The organism is Sphaerisporangium melleum (assembly GCF_014646695.1).
In the GTDB taxonomy this organism is placed as follows: domain Bacteria; phylum Actinomycetota; class Actinomycetes; order Streptosporangiales; family Streptosporangiaceae; genus Sphaerisporangium; species Sphaerisporangium melleum.
The window spans coordinates 1-22,702 of sequence record NZ_BMNT01000010.1 but is presented as its reverse complement, the minus strand read 5'-3'; the positions used below and the strand labels follow the sequence as shown (position 1 = coordinate 22,702).

The 22,702-nt window shown below is 63.6% G+C and carries 19 protein-coding genes; 11 read left to right on the top strand and 8 right to left on the bottom strand.

The features are described from left to right. Window positions 1-38 precede the first annotated feature (38 nt). Window positions 39-1,508 carry an ATP-binding protein gene (locus tag IEY93_RS10515; protein WP_189162814.1) on the bottom strand — a complete coding sequence of 490 codons (1,470 nt, stop codon included), beginning with the start codon at window positions 1,506-1,508 and terminating at the stop codon, window positions 39-41. Window positions 1,509-1,696: 188 nt separating this feature from the next. Between IEY93_RS10515 and IEY93_RS10510 the strand changes: the two genes are divergently transcribed. The 5 genes from IEY93_RS10510 (at window position 1,697) to IEY93_RS10490 (ending at window position 8,469) form a co-directional block, all read left to right on the top strand. Next, complete coding sequence (locus IEY93_RS10510) at window positions 1,697-3,787, top strand: BMP family ABC transporter substrate-binding protein (protein WP_189162813.1); 2,091 nt, start codon at window positions 1,697-1,699, stop codon at window positions 3,785-3,787. A gap of 442 nt (window positions 3,788-4,229) precedes the next feature. Continuing rightward, window positions 4,230-5,717, top strand: a complete 1,488-nt coding sequence (locus IEY93_RS10505) for a GPP34 family phosphoprotein (protein ID WP_189162812.1) — start codon at window positions 4,230-4,232, stop codon at window positions 5,715-5,717. 102 nt (window positions 5,718-5,819) lie between these two features. Next, complete coding sequence (locus IEY93_RS10500) at window positions 5,820-6,707, top strand: DNA-3-methyladenine glycosylase family protein (protein WP_189162811.1); 888 nt, start codon at window positions 5,820-5,822, stop codon at window positions 6,705-6,707. A gap of 74 nt (window positions 6,708-6,781) precedes the next feature. After that, the gene (locus IEY93_RS10495) at window positions 6,782-7,615 is read left to right on the top strand and encodes a phosphotransferase enzyme family protein (protein ID WP_229691025.1); all 834 of its coding nucleotides are present in this window, start codon (window positions 6,782-6,784) and stop codon (window positions 7,613-7,615) included. A gap of 359 nt (window positions 7,616-7,974) precedes the next feature. Then, window positions 7,975-8,469, top strand: a complete 495-nt coding sequence (locus IEY93_RS10490) for a hypothetical protein (protein WP_189162809.1) — start codon at window positions 7,975-7,977, stop codon at window positions 8,467-8,469. A 70-nt stretch (window positions 8,470-8,539) separates the two neighbouring features. Here IEY93_RS10490 and IEY93_RS10485 read toward each other — a convergent pair whose 3' ends face one another. After that, the gene (locus tag IEY93_RS10485; protein WP_189162808.1) at window positions 8,540-8,959 is read right to left on the bottom strand and encodes an NUDIX domain-containing protein; all 420 of its coding nucleotides are present in this window, start codon (window positions 8,957-8,959) and stop codon (window positions 8,540-8,542) included. 1,667 nt (window positions 8,960-10,626) lie between these two features. Then, window positions 10,627-11,901, bottom strand: a complete 1,275-nt coding sequence (locus tag IEY93_RS10480) for a DNA cytosine methyltransferase (RefSeq protein ID WP_229691024.1) — start codon at window positions 11,899-11,901, stop codon at window positions 10,627-10,629. 29 nt (window positions 11,902-11,930) lie between these two features. Between IEY93_RS10480 and IEY93_RS10475 the strand changes: the two genes are divergently transcribed. Further along, window positions 11,931-12,488: a very short patch repair endonuclease gene (locus tag IEY93_RS10475; RefSeq protein ID WP_189162806.1), complete on the top strand. Its 558-nt coding sequence runs from the start codon at window positions 11,931-11,933 to the stop codon at window positions 12,486-12,488. Between the two features lie 187 nt (window positions 12,489-12,675). Here IEY93_RS10475 and IEY93_RS10470 read toward each other — a convergent pair whose 3' ends face one another. The 3 genes from IEY93_RS10470 to IEY93_RS10460 are packed head-to-tail and all read right to left on the bottom strand — an operon-like array spanning window position 12,676 to window position 16,781. Continuing rightward, complete coding sequence (locus IEY93_RS10470) at window positions 12,676-13,560, bottom strand: protein NO VEIN domain-containing protein (RefSeq protein WP_189162805.1); 885 nt, start codon at window positions 13,558-13,560, stop codon at window positions 12,676-12,678. After that, entirely contained in the window at window positions 13,541-15,355 is a 1,815-nt protein-coding gene (locus IEY93_RS10465) for a DEAD/DEAH box helicase (protein WP_189162804.1), read from the bottom strand. The genes IEY93_RS10470 and IEY93_RS10465 overlap by 20 nt, the downstream gene beginning before the upstream one ends. 7 nt (window positions 15,356-15,362) lie before the next feature. Further along, window positions 15,363-16,781, bottom strand: coding sequence for a ParB N-terminal domain-containing protein (locus tag IEY93_RS10460; RefSeq protein ID WP_189162803.1), 1,419 nt, complete (start codon window positions 16,779-16,781; stop codon window positions 15,363-15,365). A 109-nt stretch (window positions 16,782-16,890) separates the two neighbouring features. Between IEY93_RS10460 and IEY93_RS10455 the strand changes: the two genes are divergently transcribed. Further along, window positions 16,891-17,589 carry a KpnI family restriction enzyme N-terminal domain-containing protein gene (locus IEY93_RS10455; RefSeq protein WP_189162802.1) on the top strand — a complete coding sequence of 233 codons (699 nt, stop codon included), beginning with the start codon at window positions 16,891-16,893 and terminating at the stop codon, window positions 17,587-17,589. A gap of 2,205 nt (window positions 17,590-19,794) precedes the next feature. Here the strand turns inward: IEY93_RS10455 and IEY93_RS10450 are convergent. Together IEY93_RS10450 and IEY93_RS10445 are read right to left on the bottom strand one after the other, a co-directional pair. Next, window positions 19,795-19,998, bottom strand: a complete 204-nt coding sequence (locus IEY93_RS10450; RefSeq protein WP_189162801.1) for a DUF397 domain-containing protein — start codon at window positions 19,996-19,998, stop codon at window positions 19,795-19,797. A gap of 13 nt (window positions 19,999-20,011) precedes the next feature. Further along, the gene (locus IEY93_RS10445; RefSeq protein ID WP_189162800.1) at window positions 20,012-20,869 is read right to left on the bottom strand and encodes a helix-turn-helix domain-containing protein; all 858 of its coding nucleotides are present in this window, start codon (window positions 20,867-20,869) and stop codon (window positions 20,012-20,014) included. Between the two features lie 237 nt (window positions 20,870-21,106). Between IEY93_RS10445 and IEY93_RS10440 the strand changes: the two genes are divergently transcribed. The 4 genes from IEY93_RS10440 to IEY93_RS10425 all read left to right on the top strand — a co-directional run. Continuing rightward, on the top strand, window positions 21,107-21,643 hold the full coding sequence (locus tag IEY93_RS10440) for an ATP-binding protein (protein ID WP_189162799.1): 537 nt from the start codon (window positions 21,107-21,109) through the stop codon (window positions 21,641-21,643). A gap of 14 nt (window positions 21,644-21,657) precedes the next feature. Next, on the top strand, window positions 21,658-21,945 hold the full coding sequence (locus IEY93_RS10435; RefSeq protein ID WP_189162798.1) for a hypothetical protein: 288 nt from the start codon (window positions 21,658-21,660) through the stop codon (window positions 21,943-21,945). 54 nt (window positions 21,946-21,999) lie between these two features. Continuing rightward, window positions 22,000-22,215 (top strand): MvdC/MvdD family ATP grasp protein, encoded by a 216-nt coding sequence (locus tag IEY93_RS10430; RefSeq protein ID WP_189162797.1) that lies wholly within the window; start codon window positions 22,000-22,002, stop codon window positions 22,213-22,215. Then, window positions 22,212-22,702 (top strand): methyltransferase domain-containing protein (locus IEY93_RS10425; protein WP_506344917.1); only part of this gene is annotated, 491 nt, incomplete at its 3' end. The genes IEY93_RS10430 and IEY93_RS10425, both read left to right, overlap by 4 nt.

The window sequence follows — 22,702 nt, the reverse complement described above, 5'->3', positions numbered from 1 at the left end:
CAAGGCGTCCGATCATCACCGATCGCCCCTCGGGTGCTTCATGCGCCGGTGTAAAGCCGGCTCAGATCGACAAGTTGAACGGTCGGGTCGCGCCGGGCCACGGCGCAGAGATCGTCACTGAAGCCGGTGCCACTGAACAGGAGCAGTCGTGTGCTCTGGGCGTTGACGCCTTCGCGGGCGCGGAGCAGGTCACGGATCCGGTCGAGCCGCTGCAGATGTCCAAGGCCCATGATGTCGTTCCACTTGCATTCGCCGATGGCGAGGAGTTGCTCGCGGCCGGTCTCGTCATGGCCGAAGGCCGCGACATCGATCTCGTGAGCGGTCCGGTTGGCGGGGTCGGGGACGGTGCCGCCGGCCACGGTCGAGGGGTGGCCGTCCAGGGTGCCGGGCTCGCAGTACCAGCGGGTCCACTCGCGGCAGATGCGCTCGAAGTGAGGCCCGACGACCTTGCTGCGGAAGGTGGGTTGCAGGCGGCGCCAGACGTTCGGCGCGCGGCCGGGGCGTTCCAGTTCGCCCCAGGCGGGTCGCATGACGGCGTGGTAGAAGGCGAGAAGGGGTTCGGCGATCCGGTAGGCGGAGCGGTTGCGGCGGAAGGCGTCCTGCTCGTGGGTGATCATGCCGACGTCCTGGAGGACGGCGAGTGGGTGCGCCAGGTCGGTCGACTTGCGGCCGAGGTAGGAGGCGATGCCGCCGCGGTTGTGATTGCCGTCGGCGATCGCGGCCAACACAGAGTGGTAGAGCGTTGTGTCATGAAGCTCGGGTTCTTCGGCCAGCAGGTAGCGGCCTTCGCGGAAGAGCGGGCGGCCGGGGTTGAGGACGGCACGGATGATCCAGGAGTCGAAGTCGTCGGCCCCGGCGGGCGTGTCCCCTTGGGCGAACTCCCGGCGGTAGGCGGGAGTGCCGCCCACGACGGCGTTGGTCAGCGCGGCGGTGCGCGGGTCGTCGAGCTCCCAGAACCGGGCGGCGAGGCGGAAGTCCAGGGTAGGTACGACCAGTTCGAGTCCGGCGCGGCCGCGCAGCGGGGCGTTGCCGGACAGGATGCGTCCCATGAAGGACAGGGCGGATCCGCACAACAGCAGGCGGACGGGGGTGTTGCCACGCTGGGCGGTGGGATCCAGCGCGCGTTGGATGATGGACGGCAGGGCGGGGGAGGCCTTGGCGAGGAACGGGAACTCGTCGATCACCGCGACCGTCGGCCCGGTGGTGGCGATGCGCAGGAGCCGGGCAATGGCCTCTTCCCAGTTGACGAAGCGGAACGGAGTGGGCTCGCCGACGTACGCGGCCAGCGCGTCGCCGAACTGCCGCAGCGCGTCCGCCTCGGTGGTCTCGGTGCCGGTGAACATGAAGCCGCCGGTCGCGGTGGTGAGCGCATCGAGCAGGAAGGTCTTGCCCTGGCGGAGGCGCCCGGAGACCACGCCCAGGGTCGCCTCGGGCGCCGAGTAGGTGGCGAAGCGACTCAGCTCCGCCCACTCGAAGTCCCGGTCGAACATCCCGCTGGGCTTGTCCATGAACACCTCCATCATGGATAGTCCCAGCTATTATAGCTGTGCTTATAAAACTTATGGTGACCGAACGAGAGCACTCCCGCACCAGCCCATGTCGCATGTACCAGCAGGCCCGAGCCGGTGTGCTGTCGCTTTCTCGCGCGAGGGAGCACCGGAACCCCTAGTGTCGGACCGACACGCTGGAGGCGTACATGTCCGACCTGCCCCCATTACCGGCCGGCGAGCCCGGCCACATCGGCGACTACCGGGTGCTAGGCCGCATCGGCCAAGGCGGCCAGGGAACGGTGTACCTGGCCGAGTCGCCCGCGGGAGAGCGGGTCGCCGTCAAGGTGCTGCACGCCCACCAGGCGATGGACCAGGACGCCGAGCGCAGGTTCCTGCGCGAGGTCGCCACCGCGCGGCGGGTGGCGACGTTCTCCACGGCACGGGTCATCGAGGTAGGTTCGGCGAACGGGCAGCCGTACATCGTCAGCGAGTACGTCGAGGGCGCCTCGCTGGAGCAACGCGTCCGGGACCGCGGGCCGCTCACCGGCGACGAGCTGGTACGCCTGGCGCTCGGCACGGCCGGCGCCCTGGCCGCGATCCACCAGGCGGGCGTCGTGCACCGCGACTTCAAGCCGAGCAACGTGCTCCTCGGCCCCGACGGGCCGCGGGTGATCGACTTCGGCATCGCTCGCGCCCTTGACTCCGTCACGGCCACCGCCAGCGGCGTCGCCGGCACCCCGACGTACATGGCGCCCGAACAGATCGCCGGCGAGCAGGTCGGCCCGCCGGCCGACGTGTTCGCCTGGGCGGTGACCATGATCTACGCGGCCACCGGCCGTCGTGCCTTCGGCGGCGCGAGCATCCCGGCCGTCCTGCACGCCGTCCTCAGCGCCGAACCCGACCTCACCGACGTGCCCGAGTCGCTGCGCCCGCTGCTCGGCCGCTGCCTGGCCAAGGACCCGCAGGCCAGGCCCACCGCCGCCGACATCATGCTCCACCTGGTCGGTCACAGCGCGGCTCCGTCATCTGGGGCGACGGCCGCCGAGCCGGCCCGTGTCCCACCCTCCACCGCCGCCGTCTCTCCGTTCTCGACGCATTCACCGCATGAGACCCTGCCGTCCGCAGCGACGGCGACGACGGCGAAGGCAGGGACGGCGGCCACGGAGGCCGATCCATCCCAGACCGGACGCTCTCGCCGCGTCAAGCGGCGCACGATGGTCCCCGTGCTGAGCGTGCTGCTCGCCCTCGCGGTCACGGCCGGCATCTGGCTGTGGAAATCGCCTGGCGACCACCCCATCGATTCCGCCGGCCCGAACACCACTCCCGCTCCCTCCGGCCGAGCCAGCGCCTCCACTGTTGGCGTCGCCGGGAAGCTGGGCAAGGTCGGCATCGCCCTGGACATCGGCGGCCGGGGCGACATGTGGTTCAACGACTCGGCCGTCCAGGGCATCGAACGCGCCAAGCGAGAGCTCGGCGCACGCGAGGTCAAGGAACTGGCGGCGGAGGCCGACGAGACGGAGGACCAGAAGGCGCAGCGACTGAGAGGGCTCGCCAAGAGCGGGTACAACCCGATCATCGCCATCGGCTACGCCTACTCCTTGCCGCTCGCCACCGTCGCGACCGAGTTCCCGGACACCACGTTCGCGATCGTCGACAGCGTGGAGGCGAGGGGCGGCAACGTCTCCAACCTGGTCTTCGCCGAGCAGGAAGGCGGCTTCCTCGCCGGCGTGGCAGCAGCCCTGAAGTCGGAAAAGGGGCACGTGGGCTTCGTCGGAGCGGTCAACGACGGCGGACCGGTCGACAAGGCCGCCACCGGCTTCATCGTCGGCGCCCGGTCGGTCAAGCCGAACATCAAGATCGACGTGAAGTACGTGACCCGCTACCCGGACTTCGGCGGCTTCAACGACCCCGACCAGGGCGAGACCGTCGCCGCGAACCTGTTCCGAGCGGGGGCCGACGTGCTCTTCCAGGCGGCGGGCGGCTCGAACGTGGGCATTATGCGGGCCGCCAAGGCGGCCGGCGGGCACGTCATCGGCGCCGAAGGCGACGAGGCCCGCACCGCGGACGACGCGACGCGCGACGTCGTCCTGACCTCCATCATCAAGCGCGTCGACACGGTCGTCTTCGACTACCTCAAGGACTTCGCCGCCGGCTCCACCAAACCCGGCGCCACCACCTACGGCCTCAAGGCCCACGCCTTCGCCTACACCACCACCGGCCACCACATCGACGACATCACACCTCGCCTGGACGAAGCAGAACAAAAGATCGCCACCGGCCAGATCACCGTCCCGTAAGGCTGAACGAGGCCTGGCCCGGCCTGCGCAGGGTCGCAGTTCCGGGCCGGGTGGACCAGTGCGAGCAGGACCGGCTGGGCGCGGTCGAGCCGCCGCCGGGGCGAGCCGATCGTCCTGCGGTGGCAGCGGACCGGTCCGGCCCGGTAATTCAGCGTCGAAAAGGACAAATCGCCGGCGGCTCGGTAAAACGGCATCCAAAACCCCTGATTACTGACGGATCGATTATGGCGATCAGTCCGTCTAGCAGGGGTTCTTCTACGTGGTGAGCTGACCACTCATAAATCGATCAGCTGCGATCTCCGGCTCACCGTCCGGAGATGCGAAGCGTTCGCTGAAACCTCATCGCGCTGTCGTTTGGCAGAATCGAAGTGGGGGCCGGACGCCTGTCGTCGCAGTTCCACAGCCAGGGGGCAGCCTCTATCCGTGACCGCTGAGGTTCCTGATGGCGCGAGAGGTGGATATGCGGAAATTCCGGATCTCCCTTGGCCTGGTTCTCCTCGCGCTGGCCGGGATCGTCGTCTGGATAGCTTGGGAACCGAGCGCGAACGCACTGATCGCATGGCTCGCGTTGTGGCCCGCGGCGGCGGTACTCGTCTGGAAGGCTTTCGCGGCTTTCGCGGGCAGGATCACGCCCTCGCGGACCGCTCCGCAGTCACCCCTGCCCACTCGGCCCGGCATGCCTCAGACACCGACAAATCCGCCGTGGTCACCGGGCTCGCCTGATGCCCTTTCCTCCCCTATCGTCTCCCCGGACCAGAAGCCGCTCGACACCGGCACGCCCCCGCCCGCGGTGCGAACGGACTATCTCGATGTCATGCAGGAGGCGGGGAAGGCCGCCAAGAGCGCCCTGATCGTCATGGCTCGCGTCATGGTCGTGCTCGTCCTCTGCATCTTCGTTCCAGGGATACTGATCGTATTCTTCGTCGGGATGAGTTCGCTCTTCCAGGGCAAGATTCCAGAAGCCGCTAGTGCTTTCCTGGTGGTCGGCTGGCTTGGATGGTACTGCTGGGGCCCGCTGCGCGATTTCTGGAACGCCGGCGGCGATGCCGAGACGCGGACCGACAAGCATGAGACGGCACCGTCGGGCAGAACAGTGGCCGTGTCCACCCCGCGGACCGACGGGCGTGAGACGGCATCGTCGAGCAGAACGGCGGCCGTGGACGCCCCACGGATGTCCCTGCCGGAAGAGTTCCTCCTCCTGTCTCACGGCCGACACGGGAATGTCCATGACCACGACCGGAGCGTGGTCGGGTGCGCGGCTGCGGAACTCGGCGAACTGGCGTTGCGCCGCAGACTGCGGCTCGCCCCTCATTGGATGATCAACTTTTGGGGGATCACGTGTTTCTTCACAACCGCCGAGATCCACGTGCTCGACCTCACTCCCACCGGCATCGGCTGGGCCGATGACCTTCTCACCGAGCTGGGCCGTCTCTCGGCTCCTGAAGGCCACCCGGCCTCCGACCCGACTCGAACGGCATCCCCGAGCAGGCCGATACTCCTGCAGAGGTGGCTTCGGCTGCGCGGCGATCGAGCGTTCCTCCTGCACCGGGAGGCAATGATCGAACGTGGCCTGCTGTTCTACAGTCCGGGCTTTCGCCCAGAACATGAAGAACGTCACTATCCGGACGCCGCTCTGCGCACCATGCTGATCGACTGGCTCCGGGCCGTCAACAGCGCAGAGGTCCCTGCGGATGAGCAGTCGCTGCTCCTGCGGGACCTGGTAGACGGAGCCGGGCTGAACAAAGAACTGGGGCTGAACCGCAGCATCCGCCAACTACGCGACCAGATCCGGAGGACCGGGACGGTAGCCGCTGTACCGAAAGATATGGAGAACACCAGCGACTTGCTCACCTTGAGCTTTCCCCGTCGAATGCCTGTCGGGACCAACGCCGATGCAGGTAACGATGACGGCGATGACGGCGGGGAGTAGTCGCCGGCCGAACCTCCGCCGCCCGCCGTCGTAGGCCGCGGCGGATGCGCATCCCCTGCTCGCAGGCGTCGGCTGTCGGCGAGGACGCGTAGCGTACGCCCCATGGCCACACACCGATTCACGATCACCTCGGAGGGCCCGTTCGACTTCGGCTCCGCGCTGCGGTTCGTCGAGGGCTGGCCGGCCACCAGTGCGCTGCCGTCCGACGGGCGGGCGCTGCGGTTCGCCTACTGCGCGGAGTCCGACTGGCTGCCGATCGGCGTGACCGTGACAGCCGCGCCGGGCGGGGTCGCCGTCGCCACGACCCGCGCCGCCGGTCCCGCCATTCGGGGGGAGATCGCGCGCATCCTCTCCCTCGACGTGGACGGCAGCGGCTTCGCCAAGGTCGGCGAGGCCGATCCGGTGCTCGGCGAGCTTCAGCGGCGCAGCCCGGGGCTGCGGCCGGTGTGCTTCTGGAGCCCATGGGAGGCGGCGTGCTGGGCCGTCATCGTGCAGCGCTCGTCGATGCTGGTCGCCGCCCGGCTCAAGCAGCGCATCGCCGAGCGGTACGGCGCGCGAGTGGACGTGGACGGGCGCTCGTACACCGCCTTCCCGCCGCCCGTGACGCTGCTGGACGCCGGTGGGCTCGGCCTGCCGGCACAGAAGGAGGAGTGGCTGCGCGGCCTGGCCCGCGCCGCGCTCGACGGCACGCTCACCACTGAGCACCTGCGCGGGCTCGCCCCGAAGGAGGCCCTGGCCGAGCTGCGCGCCCTGCCGGGCGTGGGGCCGTTCTCCGCCGGGTTGATCCTGATCCGCGGCGCGGGCGCGCCGGACGCGTTCCCGGGCGACGAGCCGCGCCTGTTCGCGATCCTCCGCGAGGCCTACGACCTGCCGGAGGACGCGCCCCCGTCCGCGTACCGCAAGGTGGCCGACGCCTGGCGGCCCTACCGTTCCTGGGCGTCCTTCCTTTTCCGGGCATCCGCGTACGGCAGCACAAACATGGGTGACTGAGGCGGCGAGCCGATCGCCAGAGCATGATCCGTCCACCGAACCGGACGCCGTGGACCCAACACACTGGAGACCCTGTGACCCATCCGAGTCGTGGCATCGACCAGTCAGAGGAGGAACCGCTGGTCGGTGACGGCGTCACCCAAGGCATCGTGCGGGTCGGCGACACCGTACGCCGCCCGGTCCGGCCCTTCACGCTGACAATCCAGGCGTACTTGGCGCACCTGCACGCTGCGGGCTTCTCCGGGGCGCCGGTCCCGCTCGGGCTCGACGAGCAGGGCCGCGAAGTGTTGTCCTTCGTTCCGGGTGACGTCCCCCGTGACCCGCTCCCGCCGGAGACGGCGAGGGACGATGTGCTGGTCGCACTGGCACAACTGATCCGGCGACTGCACGACGCCGCCGAGGGCTGGGTCCCGCCCGAGGACGCGGCCTGGAGCGGGATCCCCGGAATGCGAGCCGGCGACGCAACCCCGGACGGTGAGCCGCTGCTGGTGAGCCACCGCGACTACTGCCCCGGCAACGTCGTCTTCCGCGACGGCCTGCCCGCAGCCCTCATCGACTTCGACCTGGCCAAGCCCACCACGCGGGTCGACGACATCGCCAACGCCCTGTACTACTGGGCACCGCTGATCCACCCCGAGGACCGGGCCCCCGCCTTCCGCGACCTTGACATCCCACACCGCGTCGCGCTGTTCGCCGACGCTTACGGCATGACCCCGGAGCAGCGCCGCGTCCTGGTCCCCGCAGCCACCACGATGATCGGCCGCTTCCACACCAACATGCGCACCGCAGCCGACCGAGACCCGGTATTCCGGCGCTTCTGGATCGAGGGTGCGAAGGATCGGCTACCGCGTGCCGAAGCGTGGATGCAGCAGCAAGGCCCGTCCATCACAGCCGCAATCGCCCGATGACCATTGCTTGATCACGGAGTTGGTGGGGTGCGAGCGTCGCAGTGCAGTCGGTTGGCCTCACAGGGGAACGGGTATCAGGTGATCTGATCATCACGCGTCACGCTCGGTCGGTAGGAAGATCGTCTCCCGGTTCTTTCGAGCGATGCGGGCCGCCAGGATGCGGGCGGCGGTCGCAGTTGTCCTGTCTCGTTGGACGTGAGGCAGTCCCAGTGATCTGAGGTATCCGGCTATTTGTCTCACAGACCTGAGGCGTGATCGCTACTCTCCTGGTCTTCGCGAACGCCTTTGGGCCTCATCCGAACCACCTACCGGGCCCCTTGCAGCCAACACCCGACCGCCCTGGAGCAACCGTCATGACAATGCCTGAGCACATCCCGACCTGGCGCGACGCTCGCTTCGACATGCCTGTGAGCCAACAGTTGGAGCGCTACAACGAGCTAGCGGCCAAGCACACATCGGCTCGCGCCCGGATTGAGCTGGTGGACCGAGGGATCTATGACCCCGCCCGACATGGAGCTGATGACCGGCCTCCACTTACCGCAGCCGAGCACATCGAACTGCTAGCCCTGGCAGAGTGCATCGCACGCACCGTGCGCCATCCCGCCAACGTCCACCACGCGTTGCTGGCCGGAGTCACCTGGGCCGATATCGCCCGCATTATCGACTCCGATGAGCTCACCGTCCGACGGGACTACCAGCAATGGGTTGACGACCAGCACGACCTCAACCGGTACGACCCCAACCTCGGCATGACCGCCGACGAACACGCCGCCGCGACCGCCAGAGCTTCGGAGGGAATCAGGGACACCTTCTTGCGGACCGAGACACCCACAGATCTGCCTCATGATCAATGAGATGCGACCGCATTGATTTGTCTCATCCATTCTGAGGCGCCGCACCTCACGAAGGCCTCATACCTGAAGTTCAACGAGACAGGACAGCAGCGGGCAGCTTGGTGGCCGCCTCCTCCCACGGCCAGAACCGGGCGGCGTCGAGCTCGTCGTCCTGCAGCCGGATCCGGGCGGGATCGGTGACGGTGCCGCCATCGAAGATGAAGTTCATGATCGGCCGCTGCCGATCGCCCATCGCCGGCACCCAATCGACCACGAGCAACGCGCCGGACCGGACCTCCAGGCCCAGTTCCTCGCCCACCTCGCGCGCGGCACACACATGGGGCGGCTCACCGTCCTCCACCATCCCGCCGGGCACCGCCCAGTAGCTGCGGTAGTTGGGCTTGACCAGCAGAACGCGATCAGCGTCGTCAGTGAGCAGCATGCAAGCCGAAACATGAACCGTCGGCAGGCTGGCGTACCACTCGGTCGGCGGCAGGTAGGACCGGGTCACCTCGCCCACGCTATCCCCGCACGCCCCGGCCCGTCGGCGGCCACCCGCCTGTGATGGCGGGTTCTGCTGCTACGGCGCTGCACATTGATTGAACGCACTTGCGGATGTCCGCATGAACATCGGCGGGCATGATGCCTTGACCGAGCCTTGAGGCCCACACCGACTCCCTCGAGTATCGGTCAGGCGCGCTGCGCAAGCTGGGTGTGTGAGCACGTTGCGCACGGCGTAGGCACCGCCGCGCTAGAGCAAGGGCGATGAGCCGCTCCCTCACCGCCGCTTTGGCGTAGCCTCCAGTATGCCGGGATCTGCTAATTGGAGACAGTGGCACGTATGTATGCAGGAAGCACTTCAGCAAGAAACTGTGCTTCAGATTGGGTAAGCCCTCGTGGAAGTTCCAGATGGACTACGCGAGATGACGACGGAATAGCTATTTCTATATGATACTTACTAGATATCTGCGAATCGCCCCGCACTTCTCCTGGAGCCTCCTGCTCCGATGTTTGCTTACGGCTCTGTGATGCCACTGGGCGGCGACTGGCGACCGGAGGTTCCCATCCTGCTGGATCCTCAAGATATTGCAAGAAAGAAGGTACGGCTTTTCTGAAATACCGCTCGTACTGATCTCTGGTGTTCGGAGCAAGGTCGCGACCCGGCCCAGCATGAAATTTCCGGATAGCTTCATCAATATTGAAAGTGCGAAGATCGATCCTGGTCCAGTAGTCATACGATTCAAGCACTTTGACGCATGCGTTCCGTACCGCCGCGGCAGTTCCAGGACCCATCAGATCACCGTGCTCCCGCATGCTGTCCCAGAACTTGATCATGGCATCCGCTGACGTCCTGAGCACTGACACGCTCCACTGTCTCGGTCTAGGGTGGCGCAAGCTTACACACTGATCCACCGACGTAGAAGGTATTCAGCCCTTATAGGCGGAACCGAGACGTTCTGGGGCTTAGATGGTCCCCTAGGACGGATGAACATACCGGCGTGCGGCCTAGAAAGTGTCTGACAATTCGAAGTGGCGGAGCCAGGGCGTCAGGCAGTCGATGGTGGCGCCAGCGAAGTAGCAGGTGGCAATGCAACGGCTTACCACTGCTCGTGCTTGCCGAAGCAACGTTCCACCAGGTTGCGCTGCTTGTAGGTCTCAGCATCGAAGGCATAGGGGCGGCCACCATGGCTGCGCTTGCGGTCGGCGATCTGGTCCTTGCGTTCGGGAGGACCGCCAGGATGCCAAGCCGACGCAGGTGGGTCGGGATCTTCTTGGAGGAGTAGCTCACGATCGCCTAGAAGGCGGTGCAGTCCACCATCCTGCCTGCTGTCTGGTGCAGCGCTATGACAGGCTGCGGGTTCGGTGATCAGTTGGAGTTTGGTGGCAAATCCTCCCCAGGGCGGTCGAGCGCCTGCTGCTTTTGCGACTAATTCGCGTTGACCACCATCTGTCGTCGCCCTTTCCGGTGCCGACGGTGTTATGACGGGCGCAGGAGGCGCGGGAGATGGTGGTCGATGCCGAAGGCCAACTCCACGTTGCCGACTGAGTTGTCCTACATCTACATCTACTTCAGCAGGTGCACCCAGGTGCCGTTGATGTCCCAGCGCTTGGAACCGCGCGTAGCAGGTCTGCCAGGGACCGTAGCGTTCGGGGATGGCGCGCCAGGCACCCGGTCCGTTAACTTATTCTAGAGCGGTACTTTAGGAATTGCTCATGACGCAGGTGGTCGTCTTGGCCGCGGAAAGCCCTAAATTCGCCGAGCTTGTACTTGCGGCTTCGCGGCGATTCCGCGATATCGATCTCGAAATCAAGGGCCAGATGGTTGATATGCAGTTCTATGTCCTTGGGAGTCATAGGTAGTCCGGTGGCCCTCGCGATCTGCGAGAGCGAGAGGTAGGTATCGGCGTCTCGAAGTACCTCATAAACCGGATCGTGCACCGACTGGGTGCGTTGGTATGGCTCCACCTCGCGGTAAAGTGCTGCCTTGATTGATCTGCCAAGTGCCTCGGCAACCGGCGGCGGGAATGCATTCCCAATCTGGCGGTACACTGAGGTCTTACCGCCTTCGAAATGCCACCTATCTTCCGGCTTCCACCCCTGGAGGAGCGCCACCATCTCACAAGTCAGTTTTGGGCCGAAATCATATCGGCTGCCAGGCTGAGGTGGCTCATTAGCGATGCCAAGAGCATCAACGCCCAGCAATTTCCATGCTGCCTTTGCCCGCGTGGGGCCAAGATCGGCCCCTCCGTGCTTCTTTGAACCGCCCACGATGGTGGGAGCTACCTTGCTCGCCTTCTCTGCCCAAGCATCAGCTCCTTCCCATCCGCAGGAGGCCATTAGGTCACGGAGAGTCTCTCCTACCGTCGGAGGGGTGCCCACAGGCTTAGGCCAGTAGAAGTACGGGGCATCCTCCTTCTGCAGAGCGACAAGTACGAAGCGTGGGCGTAGCTGCGGAACTCCGAAATCGGATGCCTGCAACAACTGCCACTCAGCGACATAGCCGAGATTGAGGAACTTGTTCAGCACATGCTGGCGGTAGGCGGCAAAGCGTCGATGGCTGAGGCCACGAACGTTTTCGAGCATGACAGCCCGAGGCTTTAGAATACCTACCTGTTCCACTGCCCACGCAAACAGATCACGTTCGTCGTTGGCTCCGAGCTGCTTGCCGGCGACTGTGAACGGTGGACAGGGAACGCCGCCAGCGAGTAGATCAATCGGATCACGGTCGGGGTTCTCGTCGCCCGGCGCGTAGTCGGCTGGATCCCATACATTGGGATCGGCTACATCGCCTTGCACAACCTTCCAGGCAGGCCGGTTGCGCCGGAGCGTCCTGACGGCGTTAGAGTCCAGTTCGATAGCAAGCTCGTGCTCGAAGCCGGCCTTCTCTAGGCCGAGGGCTTGGCCGCCCGCGCCAGCGCAGATCTCGATGACGCGAAGCTGCTGCTCGCCCACGGTAGGTCCTTTCGCATGTGCTATACCGCATGGCTGGAACGCCATATATCTTGTCGAAGAAAACCGGAACTGGTGAGGCTATAGTGAAGAAAGGTAGGGAGCAGGCCCGTGAAGAGGCGCATGCTAAGGGCCTCTACCCCGCGCCGCTGAACAGTGGACGTTCGCGCAACATGCAGGCGAACAAGAGAGCCAATACCAAGCCTGAGGTCCTGTTGCGGTCTGCTCTCCACCGCTTGGGCTTCCGTTACCGGAAGGACTTCAGGTTGGATGTGGAGGGGCTCAGGGTCCGACCCGACATCGTCTTTACGGCACGCAAGGTGGCTGTGTTCGTTGACGGCTGCTTCTGGCACGTCTGTCCACAACATGGGCGCGAGCCAACAGTCAACGAGTGGTACTGGACGCCGAAGCTGCGACGGAACATAGACCGAGATCGCAGGGTAAACGCGGCTCTTGACGCTGCCGGATGGCATGTGGTTCGTCTGTGGGAGCACGAACCGCTCACGTCTGCGATTGTGGCTGTGGTAGCAGCAGTACGACCCGAACTGCTCGAACATGTTGTCGAATCTAGTCCTCAGGCCGACGCTTAGCGAATTCGACCGCTCATGGCGCGAAGCCGGTGGAGAACCTCCGCCGCCACGAGGCTCGTCAACCTGGGGTCGTGTTCATCGCTGAGATGCTGGCAGGTGAAACCCATGGTGCAGACGGTATCAAGTCCAGTCGGTGATGCCTAACCCTGGAGCCGTATGACACTGGCCGCAGGGACAGACTGATGAGCTAGGCCATCAGCCACACCGGACGAGCTTCGGTGGTTCCGCCGCGCAACAAGTGACCTTCGCCGAAGTGTTCAGCCAGTTCGACGATGCCCTTATGTACTGCGGTTGGGGGGATGTCGAAGCGCGTAGACTCCCAGCGGCCGAGGCTAGACGCGTCACGCGGTACATGCTGCATGATCCAGTCGGCGCGGACCGTTCCGATGGCCTCTGCCTTGCGCTCCTGCCCCACAAGGACAACTACCAGACGCCAGTGCGGATCGCTGAGCATGACTTCGAATTCGTTGCGTGAGACGTACACGGTGAGGCGTCCGCGGCGTGTGGTCGCTTTGACTTCAAGGTTGAGGCGAATGCCGTCGCCCGCCACTGCTACGTCATAGCCCAATCCGTCAGCGTACTCTGCGACATATGTGACACTGAGGCTATTGAGATCTCGCAGAAGGCGCACGAGAGCCTGCTCTCCGGCTGAACCGATGTTCTCCCTGATGCTGGTGTCAACCTTGCCCCAAGCTGCTCGAACTGCCGCCAGAGTTTCCTGAGGGCTCAGTCCCAGAGTTTCGCCGGCTGAGGCGGCATCCTCCGGTAGGTCGTCGGAGTTGAAGATCAGTTGATCGGCATCGCGAAGCCAGAGCGGATCGGCTCTGGCGATCGCGGTTTGGAGGATAGTCAACTCTATCTTGCTGTGAACGGCAGTTAATCTACCCTCGTTAGTCACTAGGCCAGTACGGCGCAACCAGTCCAAGGCAGCCCCATACTGTGTCATGGTGAGGTCCGTGTAATCAGCATGGGACGCGAATACGGCCTGCGAACGGGCTATGGATGAGTGTCGCAGATGGTTCAGCCAGCGTGCCGAAGCTAGCAATACCGGCTCAGGGGTTAATGGGGTCATCGAGATATCCCAGCAAGGCGCGAATATCTGCCATGTCCATGACGCCGCCTACGGCCGGCTCTTCTTCTAGGTCAGCCAACTGCTCGACCTCTGGGTCATCAAGAATTGAGCCCATAAAGCGTAGCTTGGTCTCCAATCGCTGCTCAACAAGCTCATCGATAGTACCCTCAGATGCGAGGATCGTGACGTTGGTGGTGGTCTTCCTCTGCAAACCTAGCCTGTGAATGCGGTCCAAACTCTGAAGGTAACGTCCAGCAGCGAAGTCGCGATCCACGTAGACAGCGTCGTGGCAAACCTGATGCAAGCTGATGCCCTCGCCCAGAGTCGCAGGATTGGAAAGTAGGACCAGGCAGTCAGGATCTTCTCGAAAGCGCTTGATCTGATCTTCTCGATCAGGGGTCCCGCCGTGCACCGTAGCTGGCTGAAATCGGGCGAACATAGCAGACATGGTAGTGAGGCTTCGGACGAACGTCGACCACACGATAGTCTTACGTCCAGATTCGGCGTTGCTGGCCACTATGGACAACGCTTCTTTATATTTCGGAGACATCTCGTGGTCAGGAAGATCTCGAAGCAGCTGGTAGAGTGTGGCGCCCGCCGGTACTTCGATAGGGGGAACTCGATAGCTCAAGGGCTCGTATTTGGTTGTTCCCAACGTAATGAGTGCGGGGCTAGTCGCTGCCATGAGCAGATACATCACCACTCGTCCTAGAGCGTCGAAGTTGCTCTGATTTTCTGCTGCGCGGACACTCATTATGCCGGTGAGAGCCGAGTAGATCTCGCGATGGAGTGGTGGGAGTTCTACTCGCCGTACACGGGTTGTGACAGGCGGGAGATCGAGCTCCTTCTTAGTGGTGCGGGCGAAAAAAGGTCTGAGTGTTTGGCTGGCATATCGGAGATCTCCGCCAGCAACGGCCCGACTGACAGCTTGGCGGCCCTGCCCAGGCAGCACGAAAGCAAAAAGGTTTTGGATATCTTGTACGCCGTTGGGTGCGGGAGTCCCGGTGAGGATCAGACGCCTTTTGGCTCGTGGTCCCAGCGCGAGACACGCGGCGCCGTAAACTCCCGAAGTGCCGCGCTTCATTCGGTGAGCTTCATCCAAGATCATCACGGACGGCTCGGCTGATAGCCATTTTGCCAGCGCAGTCTCGTTGACTGATAGCCTTTCGTAGTTTACAAGAATTAATTCGGCGTTCGGATCGGCTTTACCGTCCAAAATTTGCAAGCGAAGTGGTCGCGAGAAGCACGTCCTGTTCTCGAACTGCCAGCTTTCATACGCCGCCTTTGGGCAGACCACTAGAAGGCGCTGAACTTCTCCTCTGGTACGGAGCGCCTGAAACGTCGCCAAGCCAACTCTGGTCTTGCCGGCCCCCGGCACGCTGAAGTTGGCGCCGTGTCGGAGTGACAGCAGCTTGATGATGTCCCGGGACTGGAAGGCGGTAAGTTCTCCTGTCCAGTCAGCACCTAGGGCTTGCCGGAGCTCTTCGTCCGACATAGGTTCCCGGGCGTTGGCCCTGTCTTCGAGTTGAGCCTCTGCCTCAACTGCTGCCTGCAAGCTGTCTTTTACCAGCGCGGCTAGCTCGGGCTGCCACTCCACATCTTCCGTGGGCCAGTGACTGAGTTCCCGGAGATTAACAAGAAGGTCATCGAGTTCCAGCTCGACAATACCCGGCCCTCTTTGTACTGCCGTACGAAACCGTGGCGTGAGCTGGCGCAGCTCGACCAAGTAAAGCTCTGAAGCCTTCAGGAGAACGGCGGTCCCGGATGCCTCAAGTTCGAGTAGGAGGCTTGTCACGCTTGCGCTACCTCCGGTCCGCGGTAGCGTTCTGGATCCAGATAAGCCCCTCGCCTGGATCGCTGACACCTCGCGATGCTTGCTGCGCAAGCTTCCGAAGTGTATCCCGCAGGCCTAGAATTGCGTCATCGAGGGCTTCGTGGTCGAAAAGACCCTGGCTGCGTGCCTGGACAATGTCGTCAATACACAAGAGCAGCAGGTCGTTCACGTCACTGAGTCTCTCCGGCGCAGCCAGCTTGCGCTTTCGCAACCTGATGTCACGGCCGGCTGTCGTTAGCCCGGACTCCACTGCGTTTTCGGCTGCTGAGATGATCCTATTGGCCTCAGAGCTTTCCTTTGGGGTCAGCCGGGCCGCGGCTGTCGTCTGAGCTGTCGCTCTGAGAACCATGTCCGTAGTTGCGCGTGCCTGTTTGATTTTGGTCGAAGTATCGCGGACGTTGATGTCTAGACCCGGAACCTTGACCGTGTCCGATCCTCTTATCCCCTCGGACTTGAGTTCGGGAGCCAGCCTGGGCTCAAGGTACCTCTCAAGGAAGTTCTCCTCGATAAGGCGCACGTCCGTCTTGCTCTTACCTAGGATAATCGCCAGTAGTCTCGCTTCCTTTAGGGCGTCTGCCTTCTCCTGATCCTTAATGTTTGTGTACACGCGGTGCAACTCTTTGAGCTTCTCTTGGTCCTGCTCGAAATCGACCAATCGCATGCTTACAGTGCTGCCGTCCGAAAGCTTGATGCGGCTCCGGTCAATCGCCTCACGGATAAAGCTTAGGATCCATCTGGCTTGCTGGACGGTCTTCTGATGGATGCGGAAGCTCTTGGCGATTTCTGCTACGCCTCGGCCGTTCGTCTCCTCCTCGTCGATGGCGAGGAGCCAGTTTATGTACGAGTAGTCACGTCTGTGCTCCTTGCGAAGCTGAAGCTCCAACTCCACAGCGCCGATGTCCTGCCAGGACCAGTCGCTGGGTAGTACGCCGACGCGAATATTAGGAGAGCCAAGATCCTTGAGAGCCGCACGTCGAGTGTTGCCGTTGACTAGAATGCCACTCGGAGTGATTATTCCAGGGTCTTTCTGGCCATATTCTTTTAGATCATCCCGAAGCCCGGCAAATTCGGGGTCTTCCCGATCGGGGTCCGCGGGATTGGCCTTGAGAAGGTCGTGCAGGTAGTCTTGACTTTCCTGGCTCCATGGATCAGAGGTCAGATACGCGTCCCGAGCAGGATCATGCTCGCGCTGTGCGCGGATCCGATGGGTCTCCGGGTTGTAATACAGCATCTCCACGGGCACGTCAATAACGTCGATGCTCAGCGGGCGACTCCGCCACTCGATGGTGACGGACTCCCGCGCGCCCTGACCTCTCTGGACTTCGGCCAGCCGCCGCGCTACCAATGTCCTGACATCGTTGCCGCCAGGGGGTTCCGGCAGGGCCATTGATGATCTCCTAAGGGTGACCTCGTGTGTCGGATGGTACGTATCATCGTAGGGATTGCCGTAGGTGTGAGCCTTCGGGACGAGTTACGTTTCGACGAAGGGATCCGGGATGGATCTTCCTGCCTGGGACGACACTAGCGCCAAGTACGGGACCAAGATCCGAGTTGCGCTCTGGCTGGTCTCGGTGGTCGGAGAGGGGAACCTGTTCACGAAGGCCCAGCTGCGAGACGCGTTCCCAGGGGTAGAGCAGGTCGATCGTCGGATGCGTGACCTCCGGCCGCACGGCTGGCAGATCATGACCAACAAGGAGGATGCTTCGCTCAGCTCCAACGAGCTGCGCTTTCTCAAGGCCGGCGAGGAAGTCTGGGACCCCCAGAAGTCCAGTCCCGTAGGGGACGCATTGTCGAATAAGCAGCGCATGGCAGTCTTCGCCGGCGACGATTTCATGTGTGTCGTCTGCGGGATCGCAGGTGGCGAGACGTACGCGGAGTCTAGTCATGAGACGGCCCAGTTGACGGTAACACGTCGGACAGTGGAGGGGGCAGACGGAGAGTCTGCCGTCCAATACGTGACTGAGTGCCGGCGATGCAAGTCGGGTGCGTCGGTCAACAGGGGGGCTAGTCTTCCTGAATTGATAGACAGTATCTCTGTCCTGGACGCTGCTGAGCGGGAGACCTTGGCCATATGGGTGGCGGCCGGACGTCGGCGGCCGACCACCGTTGAACGGATATGGTCGGAGTATCGTCGCTTCCCGGTAGAGGCGCGTAAGGCCATAGCGGATCACCTCAAGTTCTCTCTTGAGTCGTAGACCCGTAAGTTGTACGTATTATTCGGAAGTGTGGTAGCTCAGGGTATGGGCTCGGTGAACGTTTTTATTCACTCTCTGCATTAGCTTCTGTAGTTGGCGCTTGGCGTCTCGATTATCGCCCGCACTCGCAACGGTAAGCCAGCGGGCCGCGGTTCCGTTCTCGCCGCGGCTTAGGAATAGGTGTGCAAGATGGTACGCGGCATCAGAATGGCCACGATTCGCTGCGTACGTATAGTAAAATTCTGCCCGTCCTAGGTCTCCTATCCCGTGGTGTGCGGTGTACCCCAGTCGATAGGTATGCTCGACGGCCAGGGCTAGGCCTGCTTTGGTCGTAACGTCTCCCGTCAGGAGCTGGGAAGCTGCTAGATGCTGAGACTCGGTTGCCGCGGCAAGCCAAGGGATGGCTCGGTGTGGCTGCCGGTCCGCAGCCAGAACAGAGCCCAGGCAGTAGGCCGCCTCGCTGTCGCCGGTTGCCGCCGCCCTGTGCAGGTCAGCCCCCAGTTGTCCATAGGTGTTCAGATACCAGCGATGTTCGGCTGAAAACTCATCCCCAGGCCGAGCTGGAGGGATGACTGCCCTCCCCTCCGGCTTTGACGGCTTCGCGATGACATCCGCAGCAGGCGGGGGCTGTGTTATGTCGGTGGAGTTTATGTTCTGCTCAGGCTGTTGGGAGAAGCTCAGCTTCGTCAGTACTTCCCACGATGTGCGCGCCTCGAGGGCAGGATCCACCTCGGGCATCAGGCCAGTGTCCTTAGCGTACTGGTAGCAGGCCCAAAGTATCGGTCCTGCGACGTCCCAGCCGGGTTGCGCCTGCACTCCGTTGAAGAAGTTGCCCACTGTGGTCTTGGTCAGGGACGGCTTGCCGTGCTTGTGACTACCGACGCCTAGAGGCGAGTCGGATGCGATCTTGCAGATGGCCTCGTACTTGGGTCCACCGCACGCAGTGCGAATCCTCTGTCTTTCCGCAACGACGAGATGTGAACGGTCGTCTTGCTCTTTTCTGGGCACGGAAAGTTGAGCCCCCTCTGTCGTATGTGTGAGCAGGCGCTGATTGGGCTGATCGTCGCCAGCGTGACGCGACAATAACACGCATTCGGGGCTTGAGTGACATTACCCTCGTTTCCGTAGGTAGATGGTAGTGGGCATCTGTCGATGGCGGGCGGGCGCTGGTGGAGAATGGTGCTGAGCATGTGATATATGCCATTTTAACTCGAATGTCTGATGTGTCCCTAAAAGGGGATCTCCCCGCCGAGTGCTATGCCGGTCCAGTGTCAGCTGCGAATTTTCCCGATCCTTCCCGATCCTTCCCGATCTCTACCGATTCCCCTCCATGCTTGCCGGTTGCCACTGGCCCATGACTTACTTGTCGTATCGCCCGGTTCGACTAGCCATTTCCGCCGAGGCGCGATATCTTTGCTCTTCGCCCCATTCGTCAACTGGAATGCTTGGGAGGTTGCCTGTGACATGGGCTGGGTGCGGGGACGAGGCCAGTGACAAGTCCTCCATAGGGCGACTGGAGGAGGTTCCGCTTCGGCACCTGTGGGCGCATGAAGCCAGGGACTTCACGCCCTGGCTATGGCGCCACCCAGAAGAGTTGGGCCGCGCTCTCGGCATGGACTTGGCGTGGGATCGTAGAGAGTACGGTGTGGGCCGATACGCACTGGATCTGATTGGCTCAGACCGGCTAACTGGTGGTGTGGTGATTGTCGAGAACCAGTTGGAGACAGGGGACCATCGTCATCTAGGTCAACTGATCACATACACGGCCGGAACAAATCCCGCGACTGTTATTTGGGTAGCCAAGGCATTCGAGACCGAGCATGTCGACGCCATTCAGTGGCTGAACCAGTACGCCGAGGCGCGTCATCGGTTCTTCGCGGTTGAGGTAAGTGCCTGGCGCATCGGACAATCACCTCCAGCGCCCAAGTTTCAGGTGAAGGTATCCCCGACGGGCTGGGCCAGTACCAGTAGAGGCCGAGGGCGCAAGGTGGCCAAAGAGCTTTAATGGCTTAAGCGACGTAGCTGCCTGATGTTCTTGGAGTGGCGGCGGACGGGTTCGCAACTACGCTCGGCGGATTTGGTAATCAGCTCACGGTGGATTTGCCCTCGGCGGAGGCACAGGCAGAAGTGGCCGTCATTACGCGCGACAGGCCTCGGCTCGCATCATCGAGTCGCCCTACCTGTCAAACATGCAGACGAGGGACACTATCCTCGCTTGATCTGCGTAAGGAAAGCCCTCCATTCTGGTCGTTGGATAATCAGGACGGTGCCCTCCGGGACTTTGGAGTCGCGTACTGCGATGTGGCACTGGACCTTGGCGACCTCTATGCAGTTGTTGCCCTGACCCTGGCTGTAGCTGCTCTTCTGCCAGGTGGCGTGTGACAGGTCCAGCTCGACGTTGCTGCTCATCTCTCGCCTCGATTCACTCGTCATGGCCGAGTCCGTCCATGGTGGCTCTGATGAACTTGATCGACTCGGCGGGTCCAAGGGCGATCGCTCGGAGGTGGTCGAACATCAGCGTATATCGCATGATCTGCTCCGTCTCCTCCAAATACATGCCGTCTGGCGCGAGCTCGAGGTAGACGACGGGCGCGAAGAAGGCCGGGTTCGGGAAGTCGAGGATCACGAAGGGGCCGGTCAGGCCCGGATGGGCGCCGGCCGAGTTCCTGATGACCTGGATCGTGATGCGGGGCTCGTCGCTGAGCCGCACCAGGTGTTCCAACTGCTCGCACATGACGTCGGCGCCACCCACTGGGCGGCGGATCGCCGCCTCGTCGATGACGACCCACAGTTGAGGGCCTTCGTCCTGGTGGATGAGGCGCTGCTGGCGGGCCATGCGAGCGTCCGTACGGCGTTTGACCTCCTTGGGGTCAACGACGGGCGCGGCGCGGATCACCGTCCGCGCGTACGCCTCTGTCTGCAGGAGGCCCGGGATCAGCAGTGGTTCGAAGTTCCTGAGCATCGAAGCCTGTGCTTCGAGGTCGTTGTACGAACCGGTCAGGACGTCGCGATACTCGCTCCACCAGCCCTTCTGCCTTGCCTGTCGGGCGAACGCGATGAGAGCTTCGCGATGCGGCTCGTTGGCCTCGTAGAGATCGAGAAGGTGGCGTAGATCGGCCGTTGTGACGCTGGATCGGGCGTTCTCCATCCGCCACACCTTCGTGGCGTGCCATTCGAGGCGCGCTGCGACGTCCTCCCGAGTGAAGCCGGCCGCCTCCCTGAGGCGCTGCAATTCCGTGGCGAGCCGACGCTGCCGGATGGTGGGGCTTGCTGATGCCATCTCGGAGATTGTCCCTTCTTGTCGCTTTAGCTGGTCGGTGCTGGATGGGATGAACCCGGCAAACTTCCTCATCGGCCGGCCGACTCGGCATGCAATCCAGCATCAAGATCTATTGCAATTTTCTATGGAATCTCGATTCCGGTTGCAGATTAGTAGTCAACCAGTCACGCTCGGTAGAGCTTGCCATCGAACCTGCTGTGAGCGCAGGGAATCGGAGCATCTGGAGGTGACTGGACGATGACCATGGACCAGGCGGAGTCCGCAACGGGGCACGTCTCGGTAGGGGAGCTCAGCGGGGCGCCGAGTGGGTGGAGTCTGGTGCCGAACCCGCCGGTGGCCGGGGAGGCGCTGCGGGTGCGTACCTTCCGGCGGGAGACCTTCCGGGCCACCGGGGATCAGGTGTCCTGCGCGCGGCAGGTCACGCAACAGACGCTGCTCGATCACCCGGCCGCGGAGATCGCGGTGCTGCTGGTGTCCGAGCTGACGTCGAACTCCGTCCGGTACAGCGGGTCGTCTTTCTTCACCCTGGCGATCGTCCGTACGTTCACGGAGGACCTGCACATCAAGGTCATGGACGAGGGGAACAACGGCCTGCCGCGGCTGCTGCGGGACGACCAGGGCGCCGAGAGCGGGCGGGGCATGCGCCTGGTCGACGCGCTGGCCAAGCAGTGGGGGATCACCCGGCGGCGCGGCGACGGGATGGCCGTGTGGTTCGACGTGGACGAGAAGCTGCCCGAGACGTGGGTGGACCTGCTGCTCGTCGGCGAGAGCTGAACGGAGGCGGCCGGATGTGTCACCTCACCGATCGCGACCGCCAGGCGCTCCGCCTGGCCGCCGAGCTGCGCAGGCGCATGCAGGACTGGCTCGGCCGCCGTGGCGTTCCCGCGGCCCTGGCCGTGTCGCCGTTCGTCGACCCGGCCGGCGATGCGAGCGTATTGATCAGGATGAACGCTCACGCGGCGCTGGCCATGATCCTCGGCTTCGAGGAGCAGCGCCGAGGGGACGAAAGGACGCGTGACGCCCGGATCTGGCCGCCGGAGGAGGACGCCGGTGGCCGTGTCCCGGACGGACGGTGAGGAGCCGGGGCTCTGCTCGACCGGCGGCAGGACTACGACCGGCTCTCGTACACGGTGATCGAGCCTCCGGCCGGCCTCGCCGAGGGCTGTCTCGCCTACCTCGACGCGCTGGGCCTGCGCTTCGGCGCCTTTGATTTCGCGCTCACCAGGGACGGTGTTCCGATATTCCTGGAGTGCAATCCCAACGGCCAGTGGGCCTGGTTGGCAGACGCCACCGGGTCACCCATCGCCGCCGCCATCGCCGACCTGCTCTTGGAGGAGCCGACGTGACCGTTCATAAGGCCGTACGGCTCCGACGCGCGCTTGCCGACCGGCTCGCCCAGGCCGGGTTGCTGCACGACCCCGGCTGGCGGGATGCGGTCGAGTCCGTGGCCCGAGAACGCTTTCTCGGCTCGGTGGTCGCCGAGGCCACCGAGTACGGCGACCGGTGGAAGGTGATCCACCGCAAGGAGGTCACCGAGGACGAATGGCTGGAGCTGGCGTACCGCGACCAGACCTGGGTGACGCAGATCGACGGGGACTCGGTCGAGGGTGCGTGCGGCACTGTTCAGGGAGCGCCGACATCCTCCTCGACGTCGCCCGGCCTGGTGGTGCTGATGCTGGCGGCGGCGCAGATCGCAGGCGGAGACAAGGTGCTGGAGGTCGGCACCGGCACCGGCTATTCAACCGCGCTGATATGCCACCGGCTCGGCGACAGGGCCGTCACCTCGATCGAGTACGACGCCGCCGTGGCCGGCCGCGCTCGCGACGCGCTCAC

Excerpts from the sequence above, each read along its gene's own strand:
- IEY93_RS10505 (WP_189162812.1), top strand. The coding sequence starts at position 4,230 with ATGGCGCGAGAGGTGGATATGCGGAAATTCCGGATCTCCCTTGGCCTG.
- IEY93_RS10440 (WP_189162799.1), top strand. The coding sequence starts at position 21,107 with ATGACCATGGACCAGGCGGAGTCCGCAACGGGGCACGTCTCGGTAGGG.
- IEY93_RS10435 (WP_189162798.1), top strand. The coding sequence starts at position 21,658 with ATGTGTCACCTCACCGATCGCGACCGCCAGGCGCTCCGCCTGGCCGCC.
- IEY93_RS10475 (WP_189162806.1), top strand. The coding sequence starts at position 11,931 with ATGGCTGGAACGCCATATATCTTGTCGAAGAAAACCGGAACTGGTGAG.
- IEY93_RS10455 (WP_189162802.1), top strand. The coding sequence starts at position 16,891 with ATGGATCTTCCTGCCTGGGACGACACTAGCGCCAAGTACGGGACCAAG.
- IEY93_RS10460 (WP_189162803.1), bottom strand. The coding sequence starts at position 16,781 with ATGGCCCTGCCGGAACCCCCTGGCGGCAACGATGTCAGGACATTGGTA.
- IEY93_RS10490 (WP_189162809.1), top strand. The coding sequence starts at position 7,975 with ATGCCTGAGCACATCCCGACCTGGCGCGACGCTCGCTTCGACATGCCT.
- IEY93_RS10510 (WP_189162813.1), top strand. The coding sequence starts at position 1,697 with ATGTCCGACCTGCCCCCATTACCGGCCGGCGAGCCCGGCCACATCGGC.
- IEY93_RS10450 (WP_189162801.1), bottom strand. The coding sequence starts at position 19,998 with ATGAGCAGCAACGTCGAGCTGGACCTGTCACACGCCACCTGGCAGAAG.
- IEY93_RS10445 (WP_189162800.1), bottom strand. The coding sequence starts at position 20,869 with ATGGCATCAGCAAGCCCCACCATCCGGCAGCGTCGGCTCGCCACGGAA.
- IEY93_RS10515 (WP_189162814.1), bottom strand. The coding sequence starts at position 1,508 with ATGGACAAGCCCAGCGGGATGTTCGACCGGGACTTCGAGTGGGCGGAG.
- IEY93_RS10470 (WP_189162805.1), bottom strand. The coding sequence starts at position 13,560 with ATGACCCCATTAACCCCTGAGCCGGTATTGCTAGCTTCGGCACGCTGG.
- IEY93_RS10500 (WP_189162811.1), top strand. The coding sequence starts at position 5,820 with ATGGCCACACACCGATTCACGATCACCTCGGAGGGCCCGTTCGACTTC.